The organism is Bacteroidales bacterium, from assembly GCA_029210725.1.
In the GTDB taxonomy this organism is placed as follows: domain Bacteria; phylum Bacteroidota; class Bacteroidia; order Bacteroidales.
Map to the genome: position 1 here is coordinate 15,625 of JARGFM010000008.1, position 17,493 is coordinate 33,117.

The window sequence follows — 17,493 nt, forward strand, 5'->3', positions numbered from 1 at the left end:
TTTTCTATTTTTTTTCTTCTCTTGTCATGAATGGATTGGTTTGAATGGCAGCGTAGAGCCCGGAAAACTCATCCAGTAATGAATTGATATGCTTCAGGTTAAAAGCCTCCGTCTTCTCAAATAGTTCCTTGCCATATAACTCCAGCTCCTCCAATCCCAATTCTCTCCCGGCTTCGGCTACCAGGCTTGCAAAGTATTTGATCCTTCTGTTGGATCTGTTCTTCAATACAGCCCTGTATTCCTCCAGGATTTCCCGTTTCAAGACCCGGGAAATCCCTTCAGCGAATTCAGCATTTTCAATTAATTGAACCCTGAGTTCCTTAAATCTTTCTTCTATATTGTTGTCAGGATCCCCGTCCTCCTGCTCTTTCACCGTGTAAGGCAAATGCTTCATCAATTCAGATAGTAGTTCGCTTTTTGAGACCGGTTTTCTCAGAAACCCGTCACATTGCTATCTGATAAGCTCTTCATCCTTTTTCATGGTGGAGGCTGTCAGGGCCACTACCGGAATTCTCTTCAATTGTTCATCTGATTTCAAGATTCTGATGGCCTCGTATCCATCCATGACCGGCATCTGCATATCCATGAGAATCAGATCGGGTTGCCTGTATCTGGCAATATCTACCCCTGTGGAACCATTTTCTGCGATCAGGATTCTGATGTTTTGAGCATTCAGGTATCCGGTAATCACCTGACGGTTGGATTCGATATCTTCCACCAAAAGAATCTTCGGTTCATGAAACCTGACCTCCGCAGGCCTGTCATCCTGTTGCGCGGTGACAGCTCTCAAAGCACCAACCTGAATCCCCGGAAAATATACAGTAAATGCAGATCCTTTGCCCGGGGTGCTCTCAACTTCTATGCTGCCGCCCATGATGCCGACCTGCCGCCTGGTGATGGAAAGGCCCAGACCGGTCCCGCCATAGGTGCGGGTACTTTGTCCCTCCTGCTGCCGGAACGGCTCGAATATTCGTTCCAACTCATGCCCGGGAATGCCGATGCCGGTATCGATCACCTCCAGTACGCAATCCACATGGCTTCCGTCTTCATTGGAATTTCTGCTCTTTACGTTGACCACTATTTCCCCCTTACTGGTAAACTTCACTGCATTACCGATCAAATTGAAGAGCACCTGACGCAGGCGGATTTCATCAAACAAGAGACTCTGGGGCAGCCCGGAATCCACATGGATCCTGAATCCCAGAGCCTTTTCGCGGGTTTTTACCTGAAATATCTGGCTGATCTCCTCAATGATTGCATAAGGATTGATGGGCTCGTATCGTATATCCATTTTCCCGGCTTCAATCTTGGACAGATCCAGAATGTCATTGATCAGTCCCAGCAAACCCTTGCCGCTGTTTCTGATCCCTTTTATATACTCCATCTGCCGGGGATTATCCCGGATCTGTTCTTCCAGGATCTCAGCAAACCCCAGAATCGCATTCATGGGGGTTCTGATTTCATGACTCATATTTGCCAGAAATTCACTCTTTGCCCGGTTGGCACTTTCAGCCTTGTTTTTGGCTTCTTCCAGCTTCCGGTCGGTTTCTTTTCGCAGCGTGATATCACGAATAATCCCCACGGCATGCCAGTAATCTTTGATAAACATATCGGATAAAGACAGCTCTACAGGAAATGTATGCCCGTCCTTATGCAATGCTTCCAACTCCAGGGTGGCGCCAACAGCCGCGCCCTTGCCTGTTTTCTGGAACTTGCGGAATGCTTTCTGGTGGGCCGCGTGATATTTTTCTGGGGCCATCAGATTATGAAAATTCCTGCCACGAACCTGGTCATAAGAATACCCGAATAATGATTCGGCTGTTTGGTTCCAGAAGAGCACCTCACCCTGGCCATCTATGACGATAATGGCATCTTTTGCCGATGCGGTAATTCTATTCAACAATTCTTCCCGCTCTTTGAGCTCCTCCTGCACTTGTTTATGCCTGGTGATATCCCTGGAGATACCAAAGGTCCCGATCACCTTTCCCTGCTTATCAAACATGGGCATCTTTGAACTTAGTGCCCAGGTCTCCGTACCGTCTTCCCAGGTTTCTTTCTCTTCAATGTCTATAAGCGCTTTGCCTGTTTTAATGATTCTCTCTTCATCGGAATGGGTGTTTCCAGCATGAGGACTTGAGAACAGATCCTGATCCGATTTCCCGATCAGCTCGTCGGGTTCATTAAATCCATGCTTGAATGCAGTCGAATTACTAACTCGTATAAATCTGTTTTCAACATCCTTAAAATAAAGGCGATCCGGGATATGTTCCATCAAAGTGTTCAACAGCCTGCATTCTCTTTCCAGTAAATAAAGGGTTTCTTCCAGCTGACGGGTAATATCTTTCCGTTCCTGCAGATTTGTCTCCAGCTCCTCACCCATCCGGTTGATCCCTGTGGCAAGTGAATCTAAAGCTTCATTGCCGGCAAGGCTGTCCAGTCTGACTGAATAATCGCCGTGGACAAAGTTCTTTACGGCCTCCAGGATCTTCAGGATCTGCGTATCAGGGATTTGTTCCTTCATAAGACATGTATCAATATCATAAGATTCTGATAAGAGTTCAATATATATGCCATAGGACATAATCGCCTGTTATGATGCTGTTTGAATGAGATTTCAGCAACAAACCCCGTATCTAAATTCACGAAATACACTTAGAACTTCCGACATATCGTGAATCACAGCCTGAGAGTCGACTGCAAAACGATCCCTCATCTCCTGCAGGTAAAGGATAGTGGCCGAAGTAAACATCCGGGCTTGGTTGATGGTGTAAAAATCAATATCTTGCCGGCTATAAAAATGCCATATAATCCGGGCAGTATTAAAACGGCCCGGAAATGACCCGTAAACCGGGAGGCCTGTGATTAAACCCAGGAGCAGAGATGACAGGAGTATTTAGAAAACTGGCACCACCCGGAAAATGGAGAACTCCGGTCATCCTGGTATCCGGGATCCTGGCAGGACTGATCCTTTACCTCATACATATTTCCAGGGTCGCCTCTTATCTCTCTGACGACCCCTCCACCTGCGTGAACTGCCATATCATGGCGCCCCAGTATGCTACCTGGAGCCACAGTGCACACAGGGAGAAGACCAACTGCAATGACTGCCATGTTCCTCATAACAATGTTCTGAATAAATATTATTTTAAAGCAAAGGATGGTATGAGGCATGCCACCATTTTTACGCTCAGAAAGGAACCCCAGGTCATCTTCATCAAAGAGGCAGGAAAAAAAGTGGTGCAGGAAAACTGCATCAGGTGTCATGAGAAACTGCTTACCGATGAGAAAGTAAAAAGTCATACCATGGTCTTTCAGGATCAGCGAAGCGAAAGGCCTTGCTGGGATTGTCACCGGGAAACTCCTCATGGCCGGGTAAACAGCTTGTCCAGTGTACCCTATGCCAGGGTTCCTGTTGTGGTAAACCCTGTCCCCGACTGGTTTAGGCGAGTGAAAAAATAAACTGAAAATAAAGAAACATGAACTCCTTCAGTAATCAGATCAAGCAGAAGCCCTGGCTGGGCTGGTTATTATTTCTTTGCACCATCGTGGTGGTATTTATGCTTGGGCTCCTTGCTTCCTCCATCCTGGAGAGGCGTGCAGAGGCTGCCTATGCCTTTACACCCCAGGTGCAGTATGGCCAGTTTGAACCCAGAAATGAAATCTGGGGACAGAACTTCCCCATGCAGTACCAGAGTTATAAAAAAACATCAGACACCCTGTTCCGGAGCAAATACAACGGTTCGTCCGTGATCGATATGCTGGAAGTGGATCCCAGGCTTGTGGTGCTATGGGCAGGATATGGATTTTCAAAGGATTATAAGCAGGGCAGGGGGCATTCCTACGCCGTGGAAGACATCAGGAACACGCTGAGGACAGGAGCTCCGGTGGAGGGCGGACAAAGCCCCATGCCCAATACCTGCTGGAGCTGCAAAAGTCCGGATGTGCCACGACTGATGAATGAACTGGGAGTTGCCGGATTCTACCGGGGGACCTGGGAAACCAGAGGTGCCGACGTGGTTAACAGCATTGGTTGCGGGGATTGCCACGATGCCGAAAGCATGGAGCTGCAGATCTCCAGGCCGGCCCTTCAGGAGGCCTTTGAAAGAATGGGAAAAAACATCGAGGATGCCTCCCACCAGGAGATGCGCTCACTGGTATGCGCCCAGTGCCACGTGGAATACTACTTTTCAAAGTCTGTGGAGGAGGGTGTCCCCTATCTCACCTATCCCTGGGATCGTGGATTTTCCGTGGAAGCCATGGAAGAATATTACGACGCCAACGGGTTTGCAGACTGGACCCACCAGCTTAGCAGGGCACCCATGCTGAAGGCCCAGCATCCCGGCTATGAAACCTATATGACCGGGGTCCATGCATCAAGGGGTGTTTCCTGTGCCGATTGCCACATGCCCTTTATGAGCGAAGGGGGACAAAAATATACCGATCATCATATCCAGAGCCCGCTGAACAATGTGGCCAATTCGTGCCAGGTCTGCCACCGGGAAGAAACCTCCCGGCTGCTCGGCGATGTATACGAGCGTCAGGACCGGATTATCGAAAACCGGGATAAGCTGGAAGAGTTGCTGGTCAGATGCCATGTGGAAGCTAAGCTGGCCTGGGATCTGGGGGCTGGCGAGGAACAGATGACCGCCATCCTGCAGGATATCAGGCATGCCCAGTGGAGATGGGACTATGCGGCAGCAAGCCACGGGGCATCCTTCCACTCTCCGGTGGAGATATCCAGGGTGATCGGAACGGGAATCAGCTTGGCCCAGGAAGGAAGAATCAAGCTGAGCCGCCTGCTCTACTCCCTGGGTTATAAGGAGGAGGTCCCATATCCGGAAATCGCCACCAAGGCTGAGGCCCAAGCCTTTATCGGACTGGATGCCGCAGCCCTGAAAGCGGAAAAGAATCTTTTTCTTCAAACAGTCGTTCCGGAATGGAACCGGAAGGCCATGGAAAGGGAGGCTGGCTACACCGTTAAAACATTATTTGATTAGCTGTCCCAATGCGAAACACCCGGCTACTCCGGCTCCCCCTGGCCGTCTTCTTCACCATCCTGCTCCTGCTGATCCCCGTCCAGCTGAAGATTGAAAACCCCATGCTGCTTCTGGAACGTTTCCTGCCGGGGGGAGGCTGGTTCGAAATCGCCGCGATCGCCCTCTATGGCGCCATCGTGGCCTATCATATGCAGGATCCTTCCAAAGTACAGATCTGGCGGAGGTATACCTGGCTGGCCTTTTCGCTGATCTTCTTCTCCCAGCTGATCCTGGGACTCTTTGGATTTGAAAGATTCCTGATGACCGGGAAACTGCATTTGCCCATACCCATGATGATCCTCGGCGGTCCCCTTTACCGGGGACACCTTTCTGTCATGAGTATCCTCTTTGTAAGCACCCTGGTCCTTTCCGGGCCAGCCTGGTGCAGTCACCTGTGCTACTTTGGGGCCATCGATTCCGTCGGCGCGAAAGGAAGAACCAGGCGCTCCCCCATTCGGTACAAATGGGCCCTGAAATCCACCGTCCTCCTACTGGTTATTGCAGCAGCCCTGTTGCTGAGATGGATGAAAGTCCCTGTCTTAAGCGCTACCCTGCTTGCCCTTGGTTTTGGAGTTATCGGACTGGGCATTATCCTTCTGGTCTCCCGAAAGGAGGGACGGATGGTACACTGCACGGCCTATTGTCCCATCGGCACTATCGTGAACCTGACCCGCTTTGTAAATCCCTTCCGCCTGAGCATCGACCGGGAAAGCTGTACGGACTGTATGGCCTGTACTTCCAAATGCAAATACGATGCCCTGAATCCGGAGGATATCGCTGCCAGAAAACCGGGACTCACCTGCACGCTTTGTGGCGACTGCCTCTCCTCCTGCCATTCAGGATCCCTGCATTACCGTTTTCCCGGACTTTCAACCCGGGCTGCCCGGAACCTTTATCTGGCCATTACCATTTCCCTGCACGCGGCCACGATGGCCCTGGCCAGGATTTAGCAGCGTTTTTTTGATCTGAAGAATTTTCCGTAATTTCCCGGAACAGACCAGGGTTTGATATGAACGGACTTAGCAAAATATTGCAGGATACTCTGGGGATTGCGCCTGAGAATCAGACCAAGCTCTTTTATTCCGTGTTGATCCTCGTGGCTTTTGGGCTTATCCGCTTTGCCATGCTGAAGATAGTCTGGCGGCTGACAGAGGATCCAAAAACGCGTTATACCTGGAAACGTACCGCCTCGTTTACTTTGGGGACCCTCACTCTGATCATGATCGGCAGTGTCTGGATCCGTGCCATGAGCCAGTTCGGGGCCTTTCTGGGACTGCTCACAGCCGGTCTGGCCATAGCGCTCAAGGATTTGCTTACCAATATTGCCGGGTGGATCTTTATCCTGGCCCGTAAACCCTTTGGTCTGGGCGACCGGGTGCAGATAGGGGATCTGGCAGGAGATGTGATCGATATCCGTATCTTCCAGTTTACCCTCCTGGAGATCAGAAACTGGGTGAAGGCCGATCAGAGCACCGGAAGGATTATTCATGTGCCAAACGGAATGATCTTCACAAAAGCTCAGGCCAACTATACCTCCGGATTTAAATTTATCTGGAATGAAATAGCGGTGCTGCTTACTTTCGAGAGCAACTGGCAACTTGCCAAGGAGATCCTGCTGAAGATCATCCGGGAACACTCGGAGGACCTGTCTGAAGATGCCGAAAAGAAGATCATGGAAGCTTCCAAGAAGTATATGATCTACTACACGCACCTGACCCCTACGGTCTATACCACGGTGGAACCAAGTGGCGTATTGCTTACCATGCGTTTCATATGCGATCCCCGCAAAAGAAGAGCCTCCGAGCACGAAGTCTGGGAAGAGGTTCTGAAGGAGTTTGCCAGGCACAGGGAGATCGAATTTGCCTATCCCACGCAGCGTTTTTTCACCCGGCCTGCCGAAAAGGACGATTCGCCCCTTTAGTCCACCTCCAGCACCAGCACAGAACGGGCCGGAAGGGTCAATTCCAGTTTTCCCTTCTTAAATCCGGCTCCCTCATAGGCCACCGGGACCACCTCATCCGGATTGGCAAAGCTGTTGTGGCTGTCCATCCCGGCAGAGCTAAGCAGCTGACCACTTACTTTTCCGGAGGATTTTTCCTGAAGTTCAATCTCCATATCAATGGAGTTTAGGGGATCGATATTTACCAGGGAAAGGTGGATTCGCCCCTCCTGATCCATACTGGCACTGGCACTGACCGCAGGCAGGGACTCGCCTCCATACTCGTAGACAGGCCCTTCCAGTATCTGTGGCAATAAAGTGGCATCGTGATGGACCTGATACAGGTCATATATGTGATAAGTAGGAGTCAGTAACATTTGCTCTCCCTCGGTAAAGATCAGGGCCTGCAACACGTTGATGGTCTGAGCAATATTGGCCATTCTTACCCGGTCGCACCTGGCATTCAGGTAGTTCAGGGTCAGGGCTGCTACCAGGGCATCCCGCATGCTGTTTTGCTGATAAAGGAACCCCGGGTTGGTACCGGGCTCCACATCATACCAGGTCCCCCACTCATCGAAGACCAGGGCCACCCGCTTTTCCGGATCATATTTATCCATAATTTCCATATGGCGGTCAATGGCGGTTTCGATGTGCAGGCACCTTTTCAGGACCTCGAAATAGTGATCCTCTCCAAAGCCCGTGGCTTTCCCCTTATTGCTCCAGTTGGTGGTATAGTAATGAAGGGACAGGCCGTCCATCTGCCAGTGAGGCACCTTTTTCATCAGGGTTTCGGTCCACCCGAAATCCTCCGCATTGGCTCCGCCGGCGATTTTAAATAATCTTTGCTCCCCGTAAGACCTGCAAAAGGTGGCGTAGCGGCGGTACTGGTCTGCATAGAAATCGGCGCTCATATTGCCGCCGCATCCCCAGTTTTCATTCCCCACGCCCCAGTACTTCACACCCCAGGCACTCTCCCGTCCGTTGGTCCTGCGAAGATCGGCCATGGGACTGATGCCGTCGAAATTCAGATATTCCACCCACTGCGACATCTCCTGTACCGTGCCGCTACCCACATTTCCACAGATCACCGGTTCCGTTCCCAGCTGCTCGCAAAGCTCCATAAATTCATGGGTCCCGAAGCTGTTGTCTTCGGTAACTCCACCCCAGTGCGTATTCACCATTTTTGGCCGCAGGGCAGGATCTCCGATTCCATCCATCCAGTGATACTCATCGGCAAAACATCCCCCCGGCCATCTCAGGTTGGGAATGGCAATCTGGCGAAGAGCCTCCACCACATCGTTCCGGATGCCCCTGGTATTGGGAATTTCGGAATCATAGCCCACCCAGTATCCCCCATAGATGCAGTGGCCCAGATGCTCGGAGAAATGGCCGTAAATATGACGGCTGATCGTTTCGCTGCCAGTTGTGGTTTCCACCTGAAGATAAGCGGATTTTTCGCCGGCCCGGGTTTGGGAAATAAGGGGCGTGCCCAGGGCGAAAATAAAAGCAGCAGCAGACAGGAAGTGTACTTTCATCTGTTCAGTTTTTTGTTTTGTTTAGTCGGATTACCCCGAAGGGCTCCTCTCAGTTAAACTTAGTACATTTTTTGCAAAAAAACCACGGGCCTTTGATTATCTGTGGGTTTGGGTCATGTTTGAAGGAACCGCAATAATAAAATCTGCTTTCCCGAACGCTTCCTCTTCCAGGATATCCACCTCCTCCTGGCTCACTGTGGAAATGGTCAGGATTTTCAAATCCGGCCTGCTGCGCCTGAGGAACCAGTTCATGCTCTCAAAATCGTCGGAATGATAGGCCCCGTTGTAGTGGACGAAGAGTTTTCCCGGTTTCCAGTGCTCCAGGATAAAGTGAGCCATGGTGGCGTCCTTAATAGCCTGGGCATCAGCGAGATTGATACTTCCATGCCACCCCATGGGACCGGTGCCGGCCATGGGCATAGTGCTTTCGCCCGCAGGAGCAATTGAATCGCTCACCGGACTGAGGGTATCGGCCACAGGAGTGCCGGGCACAGGAGTCTCCGGCATCGTGCTTTGTGACATGGAACTCCTTCCGGAACCCATCAGCTGTCTGTAACAGTTGAGAGAAGTATCGTACTCCAGGGGAAGGGGCGCCATGTAGGATAAAGCCTTTTCGCTGAGGCTGTCCAGGGAGGCCACTCCCTTTTTAAATACCATATTGGCATAACGCCTCGGAATATTGCTGGCCACAAAAGTCAGACCGTTCCCTTTCGCCAGCAATACCAGGGGTTTATAATCGGTTTGGTAGTTCTTCCACAATCGGGCCTCCTCCTCGAATTTCTCCTCCGTGATCAAGCCGGCCAGGTATTCGTCCAGGATCAGCTGGTTATCGGCCTCGAACATCTCGGCTCCCAGGATAAGCTCCTTCCCCCTGGCCGCCAGCAGGTCGGTGGTCAGTTCCAGCTGGAGCCAGTGAGAGATGGGATTGGTATGGTATTCTCCAAATAACACGATATCGGCTCCCGATGCCTGCTCCAGCATTTTCTCGTATTTAACCTTCCTGCCATCCTCGCGAAACAGCCTGTAAGCGGCTTTTTGAGCATTTAATGCAAGGCTGAAGGATCCGGCAACAATAAGCAGCATGAAAGTTTTCAGGTATATTTGTTTTTTGGAAATCATCTTCTTGGTATTTTTAGTTGACAAAAGTACATGTTAATTGTTACTTGAAGATAACAACTGAACAACTCAATGGTTCCGAAAAATAAGATAGCCATCCTGGTATTTCATCCCCTGCTTCACAAATCCAGGGTAAACAGCTTGCTGGTGAATGCGGTGAAAGAGCTCCCGGGAGTGAACCCCAGGATCATGTATGATCTCTACCCCGATTTCGCCATTGATGTAAAAGAAGAGCAGGAGGTCTTGCTGAACCACGATATCATCATCTGGCAGCACCCCTTATACTGGTATAGTTCACCCTCCCTGCTTAAAGAGTGGACCGATCTGGTGCTGGAACACGGATTTGCCTATGGCAGGGAAGGAAGGGCCCTGGAAGGGAAAAAAGTGATGTCGGTCATCTCAGCAGGTGGCAGAAGGAATAACTACGGATCCGTGGAGGGCGTAAAGTTTTCCATACGCCAGCTGCTTGCCCCCTTCGAGCAGACAGTAAGCCTTTGCCGGATGGACTACCTTCCTCCCTTTGTAACACATGGAACCCATCTCATGAACAGGGAACAAATTGAGAAAACAGCTGAAACCTATGCCTCCGTGATACAGGGTCTTCTGGAGGACAGCTTCCGGGAAGAAGAGCTTTTGCAAAAAGAGTACATCAATGATATAATTCTCTAGCCAATGCAGGAACAGGTTTTTTTCCAAAATGCCCTGGTTTATCTGATTGCTGCAGTGATCTCGGTCCCGGTAGCCAAAAGGCTGGGCTTCGGATCGGTGCTTGGATATCTTCTGGCCGGAATGATTATCGGTCCTTTTGTGCTGGGCTATATCGGGAGTGAAGGAGAAGATGTGATGCATTTTGCTGAATTTGGTGTGGTCATGATGCTCTTTCTGATCGGGCTGGAACTCAAACCCAATTTGCTATGGGGTATGCGAAGGTCCATTTTTGGCCTGGGGGGCCTGCAACTGTTGCTTTCGGCCCTGGTGATTGGTTCCGTGGCGGTATTCCTGGGCCAATCGATCGGTGCAGGCCTTGCCATTGGCCTGACGCTGGGACTCTCTTCCACGGCCATAGTCCTGCAGACCCTGGAGGAGAAAGGACTGATGAAACAGGCTTCCGGGAAAGCCTCCTTTTCGGTGCTTATCCTTCAGGATATAGCCGTGGTACCTATCCTGGCAATGATCCCCCTTCTGGCAGGAAGTGCCCTTTCACAGGGCCAGGATCCCCGGGAGATTCAGTACCTTTGGGGGCTGGAGATAAGCGGTTGGGTCCAGGTGGCCCTGATGCTCACCGTTATTTCTTTCATTATAGTTGCCGGTCTCTACCTGGTGAAATATGTTTTCCGGATCATTGCCCGAACAGGGCTCAGGGAGATCTTCACAGCAGCGGCCCTCCTGCTGGTGATTGCCACCGCTGCCCTGATGGAGCTGGTGGGGCTTTCTCCTGCCCTGGGGGCCTTTCTCGCCGGTGTCGTTCTGGCTAACAATGAATACAGACATGAACTGGAGGCCGATATAGAACCTTTTAAGGGCCTGCTGCTGGGGCTTTTCTTCATCTCGGTAGGGGCCAGTATCAACTTCAGCCTGCTGGCCTCGTCGCCGGGCACGATCCTTTCCCTGCTGGCCGCACTCATTGGTATTAAGTTTTTGATCCTGTTCATCCTGGGCAGATTCTTTGGGATCCGGGGAGGGCAGAATACCATGTTTGCCTTCTCTCTGGCCCAGGGAGGAGAGTTTGCCTTTGTTCTGGTTGCCTTTACTGCTGAAAACGGGGTGATTACTTCCGGTGTTTCTGCCATTCTTTTCCTGGTGGTGGCACTCTCCATGGCGGTAACCCCTCTGCTTCTGCTCCTTAACGATAAATGGATTATGCCACGGGTATGCAGGACTGAAAACACCGGGGAGGAGGACTCCATCGGGGAGGAGGACTCCATCGATGAGGAAGAGACTCCCCTGATCATAGCCGGATTCGGAAGATTCGGGGTGGTGTTAGGCAGATTCTTGATTGCCAATGGATTACGCGCCACCATCCTGGATGATAACCCGGAGAATATAGATGTGCTCCGGAGATTCGGATTCAAGGTCTACTATGGAGATGCCAGCCGCAGCGATCTTCTGGCATCAGCAGGAGCCTACAAGGCGAAAGTACTGATTGTAACCGTGGAAAACCGTGAAAAATCCCTGAAGATCATAGACCTGGCCCGGCGCAACTACCCCCATTTGAAGATACTGGCCAGGGCGGTCAGCCAGGAACACACCTATGATCTTCTGGACCGCCAGGTGGACGGATTCAAACGGGATGTCTTTGAGTCGTCTCTGCACCTGGGCATGCAGGCCTTAACACACCTGGGATACAACAATTACCGGGCCTACAGGCTGGCTCAGACTTTTCGCAAACACAACCGCAAGGTGCTTTACGAACTGCACAAACACCACCGGGAGGATGAAAACAAGTATCTCACGGAGACTAAAAGGCATGCCCTGGAGCTGGAGGAGCTGTTCCGTGCCGAAAAAAAAGACCAGGCTTACAGCAGGGACAGCTCCTGGGATATCAGTTCAAGACGGGAAGAGGCCAGGAAGCTCCAGACCCCGCCTACAGAAGAATAGCATTAAATAAAAGCTTGTAACTTGCCTGGGTAGAGGTCCGGAACTGGGGCCCGAATCCAAACAGGACATATTGGCCCTTTCCCTTCTCCATCCAGATCAGGGCTGCCTTGTTCCCCATCTTCTCCTCGCCCGACGCATATCCCGAAAGAAGTATATCTTTTTCCGGATAGGTTCCGATCACCCGCCGGTCCATATCAAATTTAGGTATGGAAGTGGTGAATACCGGGCGGCCCCTTGAAAACACCCCGATACTTTCAGGCATTCCCAGGGTAAGCGGATGATCAGCTATCAGATTAACCTTAACCAGGCTGCCCGGAACAGACAAGCCGGCTTTAGCCAGACCAGGCGAAATATCGCGGAAGGGCAGACTGAATTCCTCTTCGGAGTCTTTATGCTTGATCTTCAGCATTCCCTCAAATAAACGGGCCGACCGTCCCCAGGCAATAATGGTCCCCCCCTGATCGCTGAAGCTCATCAGTTTCTCAAGCCCTTCCTTTTCAATCCCCTTCACATAGTCGGGATGATAGCTCCCCATGTAGTAGGTTTCCCCGGTCTTTTGCTTGCCGCTCATCAGGATCTCCTTGTCGGTGTCGGGGAAGATGATCACATCGAATGTCCCGGCCAGACCGGTCCCTGCAAAATCTCCGGGATGCAGTACCGTAAAGGGTATGTGATAGCTGTCGAACAGGAAGCGGGTCCACCCGGCATCCATATCATGAAACCAGGTCTCCACCAGGGCAATCCGGGGCAGCTTTACGGGGGCAGAGGGAAGAGCCCGTTTGTCGCGCAGTACTCCGGGTTGAAAGGGAAGAGATTCAAGCAGTTCATCCCAGGCCCCATTTGAGGATCCCTGGTAGACCAGAAAACTTCCTGCCCCGTAGGACTGTCCCGCCACATCAGTTTCAGTCAGAAGCCGTTCCACCTTGATTCCCATTTCCAGGGCCTTGAAAACAGCACGGAAGGATTCATTGGAGGTGACCGGCAGGAGGATGGCAGCGGCCTCCGGCTTCTCCCCTTTCAGGTCATACTCGCCTTCCACCTTCGTGAGCTTTGCTTCCAGTTCGCTGTGGCGCGTATTAATTTCAAACGAGCTGACATGCCGATGGAGCGGCAGCGACCAGCTGGTGATATCATAGGGCTCAATCAGCTTGCCGCCGGGAGTATAGTGACGCTCGGGATACTCCTGGGCTTCCATCACCTCCTTGATAAAGGGCCTGAAGGGCTGGGCCAGAGGGATCACTACATCTCCGGCCTTATAAACCTTTCCATCAAGAATAAGCTGCTCGTCCAGGGTGAAAACCTCCACGCCATGTTCCTTCATCAGCCTGACCAGGTTGACCAGTTCTCCCTGGTCATGCTGTTCCTCCGGCATGATGTAATAAAAGGGCGCCTCACTTCTGCCCAGTTCCACCTGCTCCCTGCACATCCTGTTCCGGAAAGCAAGGATATCTTCCCTGTACAGGGAGGCCGTCTTGAAAATGGAAGCGGTGGAGGAGAGTTCCAGGTCAACGATATCGCCCAGGCGCCACCAGCCCCCCTCCCAGGGAAGCAGCATATTGATACTCTTCTTGTATTCAGAAAGGCCCTTCCCTCCAACCTGCAGCTCGGTAGGCTCAATGTAAATGGGTGTGGCAGTCTGTACGCTGGCCGCCTCGGTCAGAAAGCCAATGACATTTTTCCAGATACAGGTCTCTGTTGATCCGGGCCAGTAGTCGTCAAAAAGGTAGTGCTGGGCAACCCCTGCCAGTCCATCGGCGGTAATATCGGTGGCCATATGCTGTCCGAATACACCGCTCCAGTGGAAAATACCGGCAGGTACATTCTCTGCAATGGGATCATGATTGGGAGGGACAAAGTAACGGGGTCCGGTGGATCCCATCTGGTGCTTCTCCACCATAACCTGCGGGAACCAGGTCTGGTTGTATATCCTGGCAATGGCTTTGGTGTCGTCCTGGCTCAGGATCACAAAATCGCGGTTGTTGTCATGACCCACATATTTATGGTAAACGGCCGGCAGCGAGGCTCCCTCATACCTGGTATCTTTGTGTTTCAGATAATCTTCCACGATCAGGTTCATCCCGTCCGGATTGTGACAGGGAACCATCATATAAACCACGTTATGGAGCCACTCCTCTTTTTTCGGATCGTCGGTGCTGGCAAAATCATAGGCAATCAGCGGTGCCGACTGGGTAGGGGCCACTTCCGAAGAGTGCATGGAGAGCGTGGCCAGTACAAAGACCTTTCCGTCGCGAACCATTCCCTGCAAATCCTCCTGCCCGAGATCCGGATTCAAAGCCAGCTCCCGGTTAATCTCTTTCAGCCTCTCCAACTGGGCAATATTCTCTGCGCTGGAGATAAAAGCAATGTACATGGGCCTGCCCATGGGCGAGGTTCCGATCTGTTCCAGGTAAATACGCTCCGATTCCCCGTCCAGCTTCCGGAGGTATTCGATCAACTGCTCATAATGGAAAAGCTTTCTGTCCGATCCCGGTTCAAAGCCGAAAAAATCAGCCGGTTTTGTAAAAGAAGCCTCCTGTGCCACAAGACCCAGCAAAGCAAAGATCATGGCCATGGTAAAAACTGCCCTTTTTTTCATATATGTCTTAAGATTTTAACGGATCACCCGATCCAGATGGTTTTTATGTTCACAAATTCCTTGATTCCTTCCTCCGAAAGCTCCCGGCCATACCCCGATTTCTTGGAGCCCCCGAAGGGAAGCCGGGGATCTGACTTGACCATGGCATTGACAAATACGGCACCTTCTTCGGCCCCTTTAATAAAGAGTCCGGCCGAAGCCTCCGATTCGGTAAAAAGCTGCATCCCCAGCCCGAAGGCCGTATGGTTGGACAACTCCAGGGCATGCCCGGGAGAACTGGCCTCCGAAATGGCAAAAACAGGTCCGAACACCTCTTCCTCAAAGACCGGCATTCCGGGAAGCACAGCGGTCAGAATGGTGGGCTGGTAGAAGGCCCCCTTCCGTTCTCCTCCCAGGAGCAGTCTGGCTCCCATCTCCAAGGATCTGTTTACCTGGTCCTCCACCTCTTTGGCCTGCCTGACAGAAACCAGCGGCCCCACCTGGGTTCCTTCCTCCATGGGATCTCCCATCACCAGTTCCTTGACCCTGGCCACCAGGAGCGGAACAAAATCTTCAGCGATCCAGGACTCCAAAATAAAACGTTTGGCTGCAATGCAGCTTTGTCCCCCGTTCTGCATCCTGGCAGGGAGGGCCAGATGAAGCGCAAGCTCCCGGTTGGCATCGTTCAGGACCACAAAGGCATTGCTGCCTCCCAGCTCAAGCACACATTTTTTCAGATTCTTTCCGGCTTCAGAGGCCACGGACACCCCTGCCTGTTGACTCCCGGTGAGGGTGACCGCCTTTACATATTCACTGGCAATAACCGCTGCCACCCGGTCCGAACCAATGGCCAGGTTCTGAAAAACCCCTTCTTCAAATCCTGCCTCCCTGAATAAGCGATCCATGGTCGCGGCACAGCCCTGCACATTGGAGGCGTGTTTAAGAAGCACCGTATTCCCTGCCATCAGAGCAGGGGCAGCAAAACGGAATACCTGCCAGAAGGGAAAGTTCCAGGGCATAACGGCCAGGACAGGTCCCAGGGGTTCAAATACAATACGGCTTTCCTCGGCCTCTGTCTCCACCACCCTGTCCTGCAGGAAAAGTGCTGCGTTCTCCGCATAATATTCACAGACCCAGGCACACTTCTTTACTTCGGCCCGGGCTTCTGTAATCGGTTTTCCCATCTCCCGGGTAATCTCCTCTGCCAGCTCCCGGCTTCGTTCACGAAGCAATGCAGCCACCCTGTTGATCATCACTGCTCTCTCCTCAAAAGAGTTCAGCCTGTATGTTTCAAAGGCGGTTTTGGAGCGTCCCAGCCTTATGGCCAGGCTCATATCCGATAACTGCGGGTAATTAATGATCCTTGATGGATCAAAGGGATTGATGCTCTTCAGGACCGCCATGTTAATCCGGGGAGTTTAAGGGTATTGTGCAATTTAGAAGATTCGGTGGTTTTATCAAAAATAATAATATTTTTACCTTCATTAACAAAGCCCTCAGAATATGTTCGTACGTTTCCTGGTCCTTCCGGGTCTTCTGCTGCTCTTTTTTGTCTGCGATCAAAAAAAGGAAATCAGCATCCACAGCACCCTGAGCGACCCGAAGGCCACCTCCATGGCCACGGCCCTTTTTAACAATCTGCAGGAGATTTCCGGGGACCATATCCTGGTGGGGCATCAGGATGCCCTGGCCTATGGTTTGGGATGGAAAGGAGAGTCCTTCCGGACCGATATCAACGATGTACTGGGTGATCATCCGGCCCTGTTTGGATGGGATCTGGGACATATGGGAGATCCGGAAAATATCGACGGGGTTCCCTTCGAGGATATGAGAAAATGGGCCATAGCGGTCTACGAAAAAGGAGGGTTGAATACCTACAGCTGGCATATGCGAAACTATGCCACCGGGGGAAGCAGCTTGGACCGGGATTCCTGTGTCGAAGCCTGCCTGCCGGGAGGCCGGGTGCACGAAGTCTATCTGGAGCGGCTGGACCAGGCTGCGGAGTTCTTTTCCGGCCTGACCAATCAGGAAGGGGAGTTGATCCCGGTCGTTTTCCGGCCCTTCCACGAAATGACCGGATCCTGGTTCTGGTGGGGTCGCGGAAACTGTTCCGCTGAACAGTATAAAACGCTATTTCGCTTCACCATGGATTATCTCCGCAATGAAAAAGGGCTGCATCAGCTTATCGTCGCTTATTCCAGCGATCGGTTTGAAACGGCTGAACAGTATATGGATTTCTACCCCGGCGACAACTATGTGGATGTGATGGCCTTTGATGACTATCACGGCCTGTCGGCCAAAGAGAGGCCCCCTTCGACCATCCATATGCTGGAAATACTCGATTCGCTCTCTTCGGCACACCGGAAGATAATGGCCATTTCGGAAACCGGGCTTGAGACCATTCCCAATGAAAAGTGGTTTACAGGGGTGGTACTGCCGACCCTGGATGCCAATGAATCGACCCGGAAAGCAGCCTGGATCCTCTTCTGGCGTAACGGCCGGCCGGACCACTTCTATGCTCCTTACCCGGGGCATCCCGCAGCTCCCGATTTCATTGAATTACGCGAGCGCATTCCCCGTAGCTCTGCTGCGGGGTAAGCGAGCACATTTAAAATAAACAATTAATCGATGATTCCTCGCAGCTTGCTGCGAGGAGAATCAATTCATGAACCACGAACGGATGCTCTCTCTTTC

At 51.7% G+C, this 17,493-nt stretch carries 13 protein-coding genes; 7 read left to right on the plus strand and 6 right to left on the minus strand.

Annotated elements, in window-relative coordinates; genetic code table 11:
- Window positions 1-4: 4 nt before the first annotated feature.
- Window positions 5-394 carry a hypothetical protein gene (locus P1P86_05980; protein ID MDF1574724.1) on the minus strand — a complete coding sequence of 130 codons (390 nt, stop codon included), beginning with the start codon at window positions 392-394 and terminating at the stop codon, window positions 5-7.
- Window positions 395-451: 57 nt separating this feature from the next.
- Window positions 452-2,521, minus strand: coding sequence for a PAS domain S-box protein (locus P1P86_05985; GenBank protein ID MDF1574725.1), 2,070 nt, complete (start codon window positions 2,519-2,521; stop codon window positions 452-454).
- 359 nt (window positions 2,522-2,880) lie between these two features.
- On the opposite strand from P1P86_05985, the gene nrfH reads away from it, so the two are divergent.
- The 4 genes from nrfH to P1P86_06005 are packed head-to-tail and all read left to right on the plus strand — an operon-like array spanning window position 2,881 to window position 6,957.
- Window positions 2,881-3,459, plus strand: a complete 579-nt coding sequence (gene nrfH / locus P1P86_05990; GenBank protein ID MDF1574726.1) for a cytochrome c nitrite reductase small subunit — start codon at window positions 2,881-2,883, stop codon at window positions 3,457-3,459.
- 17 nt (window positions 3,460-3,476) lie between these two features.
- On the plus strand, window positions 3,477-4,997 hold the full coding sequence (nrfA, locus tag P1P86_05995; protein MDF1574727.1) for an ammonia-forming cytochrome c nitrite reductase: 1,521 nt from the start codon (window positions 3,477-3,479) through the stop codon (window positions 4,995-4,997).
- An 8-nt stretch (window positions 4,998-5,005) separates the two neighbouring features.
- Window positions 5,006-5,986 carry a 4Fe-4S binding protein gene (locus tag P1P86_06000; protein ID MDF1574728.1) on the plus strand — a complete coding sequence of 327 codons (981 nt, stop codon included), beginning with the start codon at window positions 5,006-5,008 and terminating at the stop codon, window positions 5,984-5,986.
- 59 nt (window positions 5,987-6,045) lie between these two features.
- Window positions 6,046-6,957, plus strand: a complete 912-nt coding sequence (locus P1P86_06005; protein MDF1574729.1) for a mechanosensitive ion channel — start codon at window positions 6,046-6,048, stop codon at window positions 6,955-6,957.
- On the opposite strand, the gene P1P86_06010 is transcribed toward P1P86_06005, so the two are convergent.
- Window positions 6,954-8,510, minus strand: a complete 1,557-nt coding sequence (locus tag P1P86_06010; protein MDF1574730.1) for an alpha-N-arabinofuranosidase — start codon at window positions 8,508-8,510, stop codon at window positions 6,954-6,956. The two genes, P1P86_06005 and P1P86_06010, sit on opposite strands and share 4 nt — an antisense overlap.
- A gap of 96 nt (window positions 8,511-8,606) precedes the next feature.
- Window positions 8,607-9,629 carry a ChaN family lipoprotein gene (locus P1P86_06015; GenBank protein ID MDF1574731.1) on the minus strand — a complete coding sequence of 341 codons (1,023 nt, stop codon included), beginning with the start codon at window positions 9,627-9,629 and terminating at the stop codon, window positions 8,607-8,609.
- A gap of 69 nt (window positions 9,630-9,698) precedes the next feature.
- On the opposite strand from P1P86_06015, the gene P1P86_06020 reads away from it, so the two are divergent.
- A complete protein-coding gene (locus tag P1P86_06020) occupies window positions 9,699-10,295 on the plus strand; it encodes an NAD(P)H-dependent oxidoreductase (protein MDF1574732.1) in 597 nt (198 codons plus the stop codon).
- A 3-nt stretch (window positions 10,296-10,298) separates the two neighbouring features.
- Window positions 10,299-12,224, plus strand: a complete 1,926-nt coding sequence (locus P1P86_06025; protein ID MDF1574733.1) for a monovalent cation:proton antiporter-2 (CPA2) family protein — start codon at window positions 10,299-10,301, stop codon at window positions 12,222-12,224.
- Here the strand turns inward: P1P86_06025 and P1P86_06030 are convergent.
- Both P1P86_06030 and P1P86_06035 read right to left on the minus strand, forming a co-directional pair.
- Window positions 12,211-14,820, minus strand: coding sequence for a M14 family metallopeptidase (locus P1P86_06030; protein MDF1574734.1), 2,610 nt, complete (start codon window positions 14,818-14,820; stop codon window positions 12,211-12,213). The genes P1P86_06025 and P1P86_06030 overlap by 14 nt on opposite strands.
- 23 nt (window positions 14,821-14,843) lie before the next feature.
- Complete coding sequence (locus P1P86_06035) at window positions 14,844-16,202, minus strand: NAD-dependent succinate-semialdehyde dehydrogenase (protein MDF1574735.1); 1,359 nt, start codon at window positions 16,200-16,202, stop codon at window positions 14,844-14,846.
- Window positions 16,203-16,302: 100 nt separating this feature from the next.
- On the opposite strand from P1P86_06035, the gene P1P86_06040 reads away from it, so the two are divergent.
- Window positions 16,303-17,397, plus strand: a complete 1,095-nt coding sequence (locus P1P86_06040) for a glycosyl hydrolase (protein ID MDF1574736.1) — start codon at window positions 16,303-16,305, stop codon at window positions 17,395-17,397.
- Window positions 17,398-17,493 lie beyond the last annotated feature (96 nt).

Excerpts from the sequence above, each read along its gene's own strand:
- P1P86_05980 (MDF1574724.1), bottom strand. The coding sequence starts at position 394 with ATGAAGCATTTGCCTTACACGGTGAAAGAGCAGGAGGACGGGGATCCT.
- P1P86_05985 (MDF1574725.1), bottom strand. The coding sequence starts at position 2,521 with ATGAAGGAACAAATCCCTGATACGCAGATCCTGAAGATCCTGGAGGCC.
- nrfH (MDF1574726.1), top strand. The coding sequence starts at position 2,881 with ATGACAGGAGTATTTAGAAAACTGGCACCACCCGGAAAATGGAGAACT.
- nrfA (MDF1574727.1), top strand. The coding sequence starts at position 3,477 with ATGAACTCCTTCAGTAATCAGATCAAGCAGAAGCCCTGGCTGGGCTGG.
- P1P86_06000 (MDF1574728.1), top strand. The coding sequence starts at position 5,006 with ATGCGAAACACCCGGCTACTCCGGCTCCCCCTGGCCGTCTTCTTCACC.
- P1P86_06005 (MDF1574729.1), top strand. The coding sequence starts at position 6,046 with ATGAACGGACTTAGCAAAATATTGCAGGATACTCTGGGGATTGCGCCT.
- P1P86_06010 (MDF1574730.1), bottom strand. The coding sequence starts at position 8,510 with ATGAAAGTACACTTCCTGTCTGCTGCTGCTTTTATTTTCGCCCTGGGC.
- P1P86_06015 (MDF1574731.1), bottom strand. The coding sequence starts at position 9,629 with ATGATTTCCAAAAAACAAATATACCTGAAAACTTTCATGCTGCTTATT.
- P1P86_06020 (MDF1574732.1), top strand. The coding sequence starts at position 9,699 with ATGGTTCCGAAAAATAAGATAGCCATCCTGGTATTTCATCCCCTGCTT.
- P1P86_06025 (MDF1574733.1), top strand. The coding sequence starts at position 10,299 with ATGCAGGAACAGGTTTTTTTCCAAAATGCCCTGGTTTATCTGATTGCT.
- P1P86_06030 (MDF1574734.1), bottom strand. The coding sequence starts at position 14,820 with ATGAAAAAAAGGGCAGTTTTTACCATGGCCATGATCTTTGCTTTGCTG.
- P1P86_06035 (MDF1574735.1), bottom strand. The coding sequence starts at position 16,202 with ATGGCGGTCCTGAAGAGCATCAATCCCTTTGATCCATCAAGGATCATT.
- P1P86_06040 (MDF1574736.1), top strand. The coding sequence starts at position 16,303 with ATGTTCGTACGTTTCCTGGTCCTTCCGGGTCTTCTGCTGCTCTTTTTT.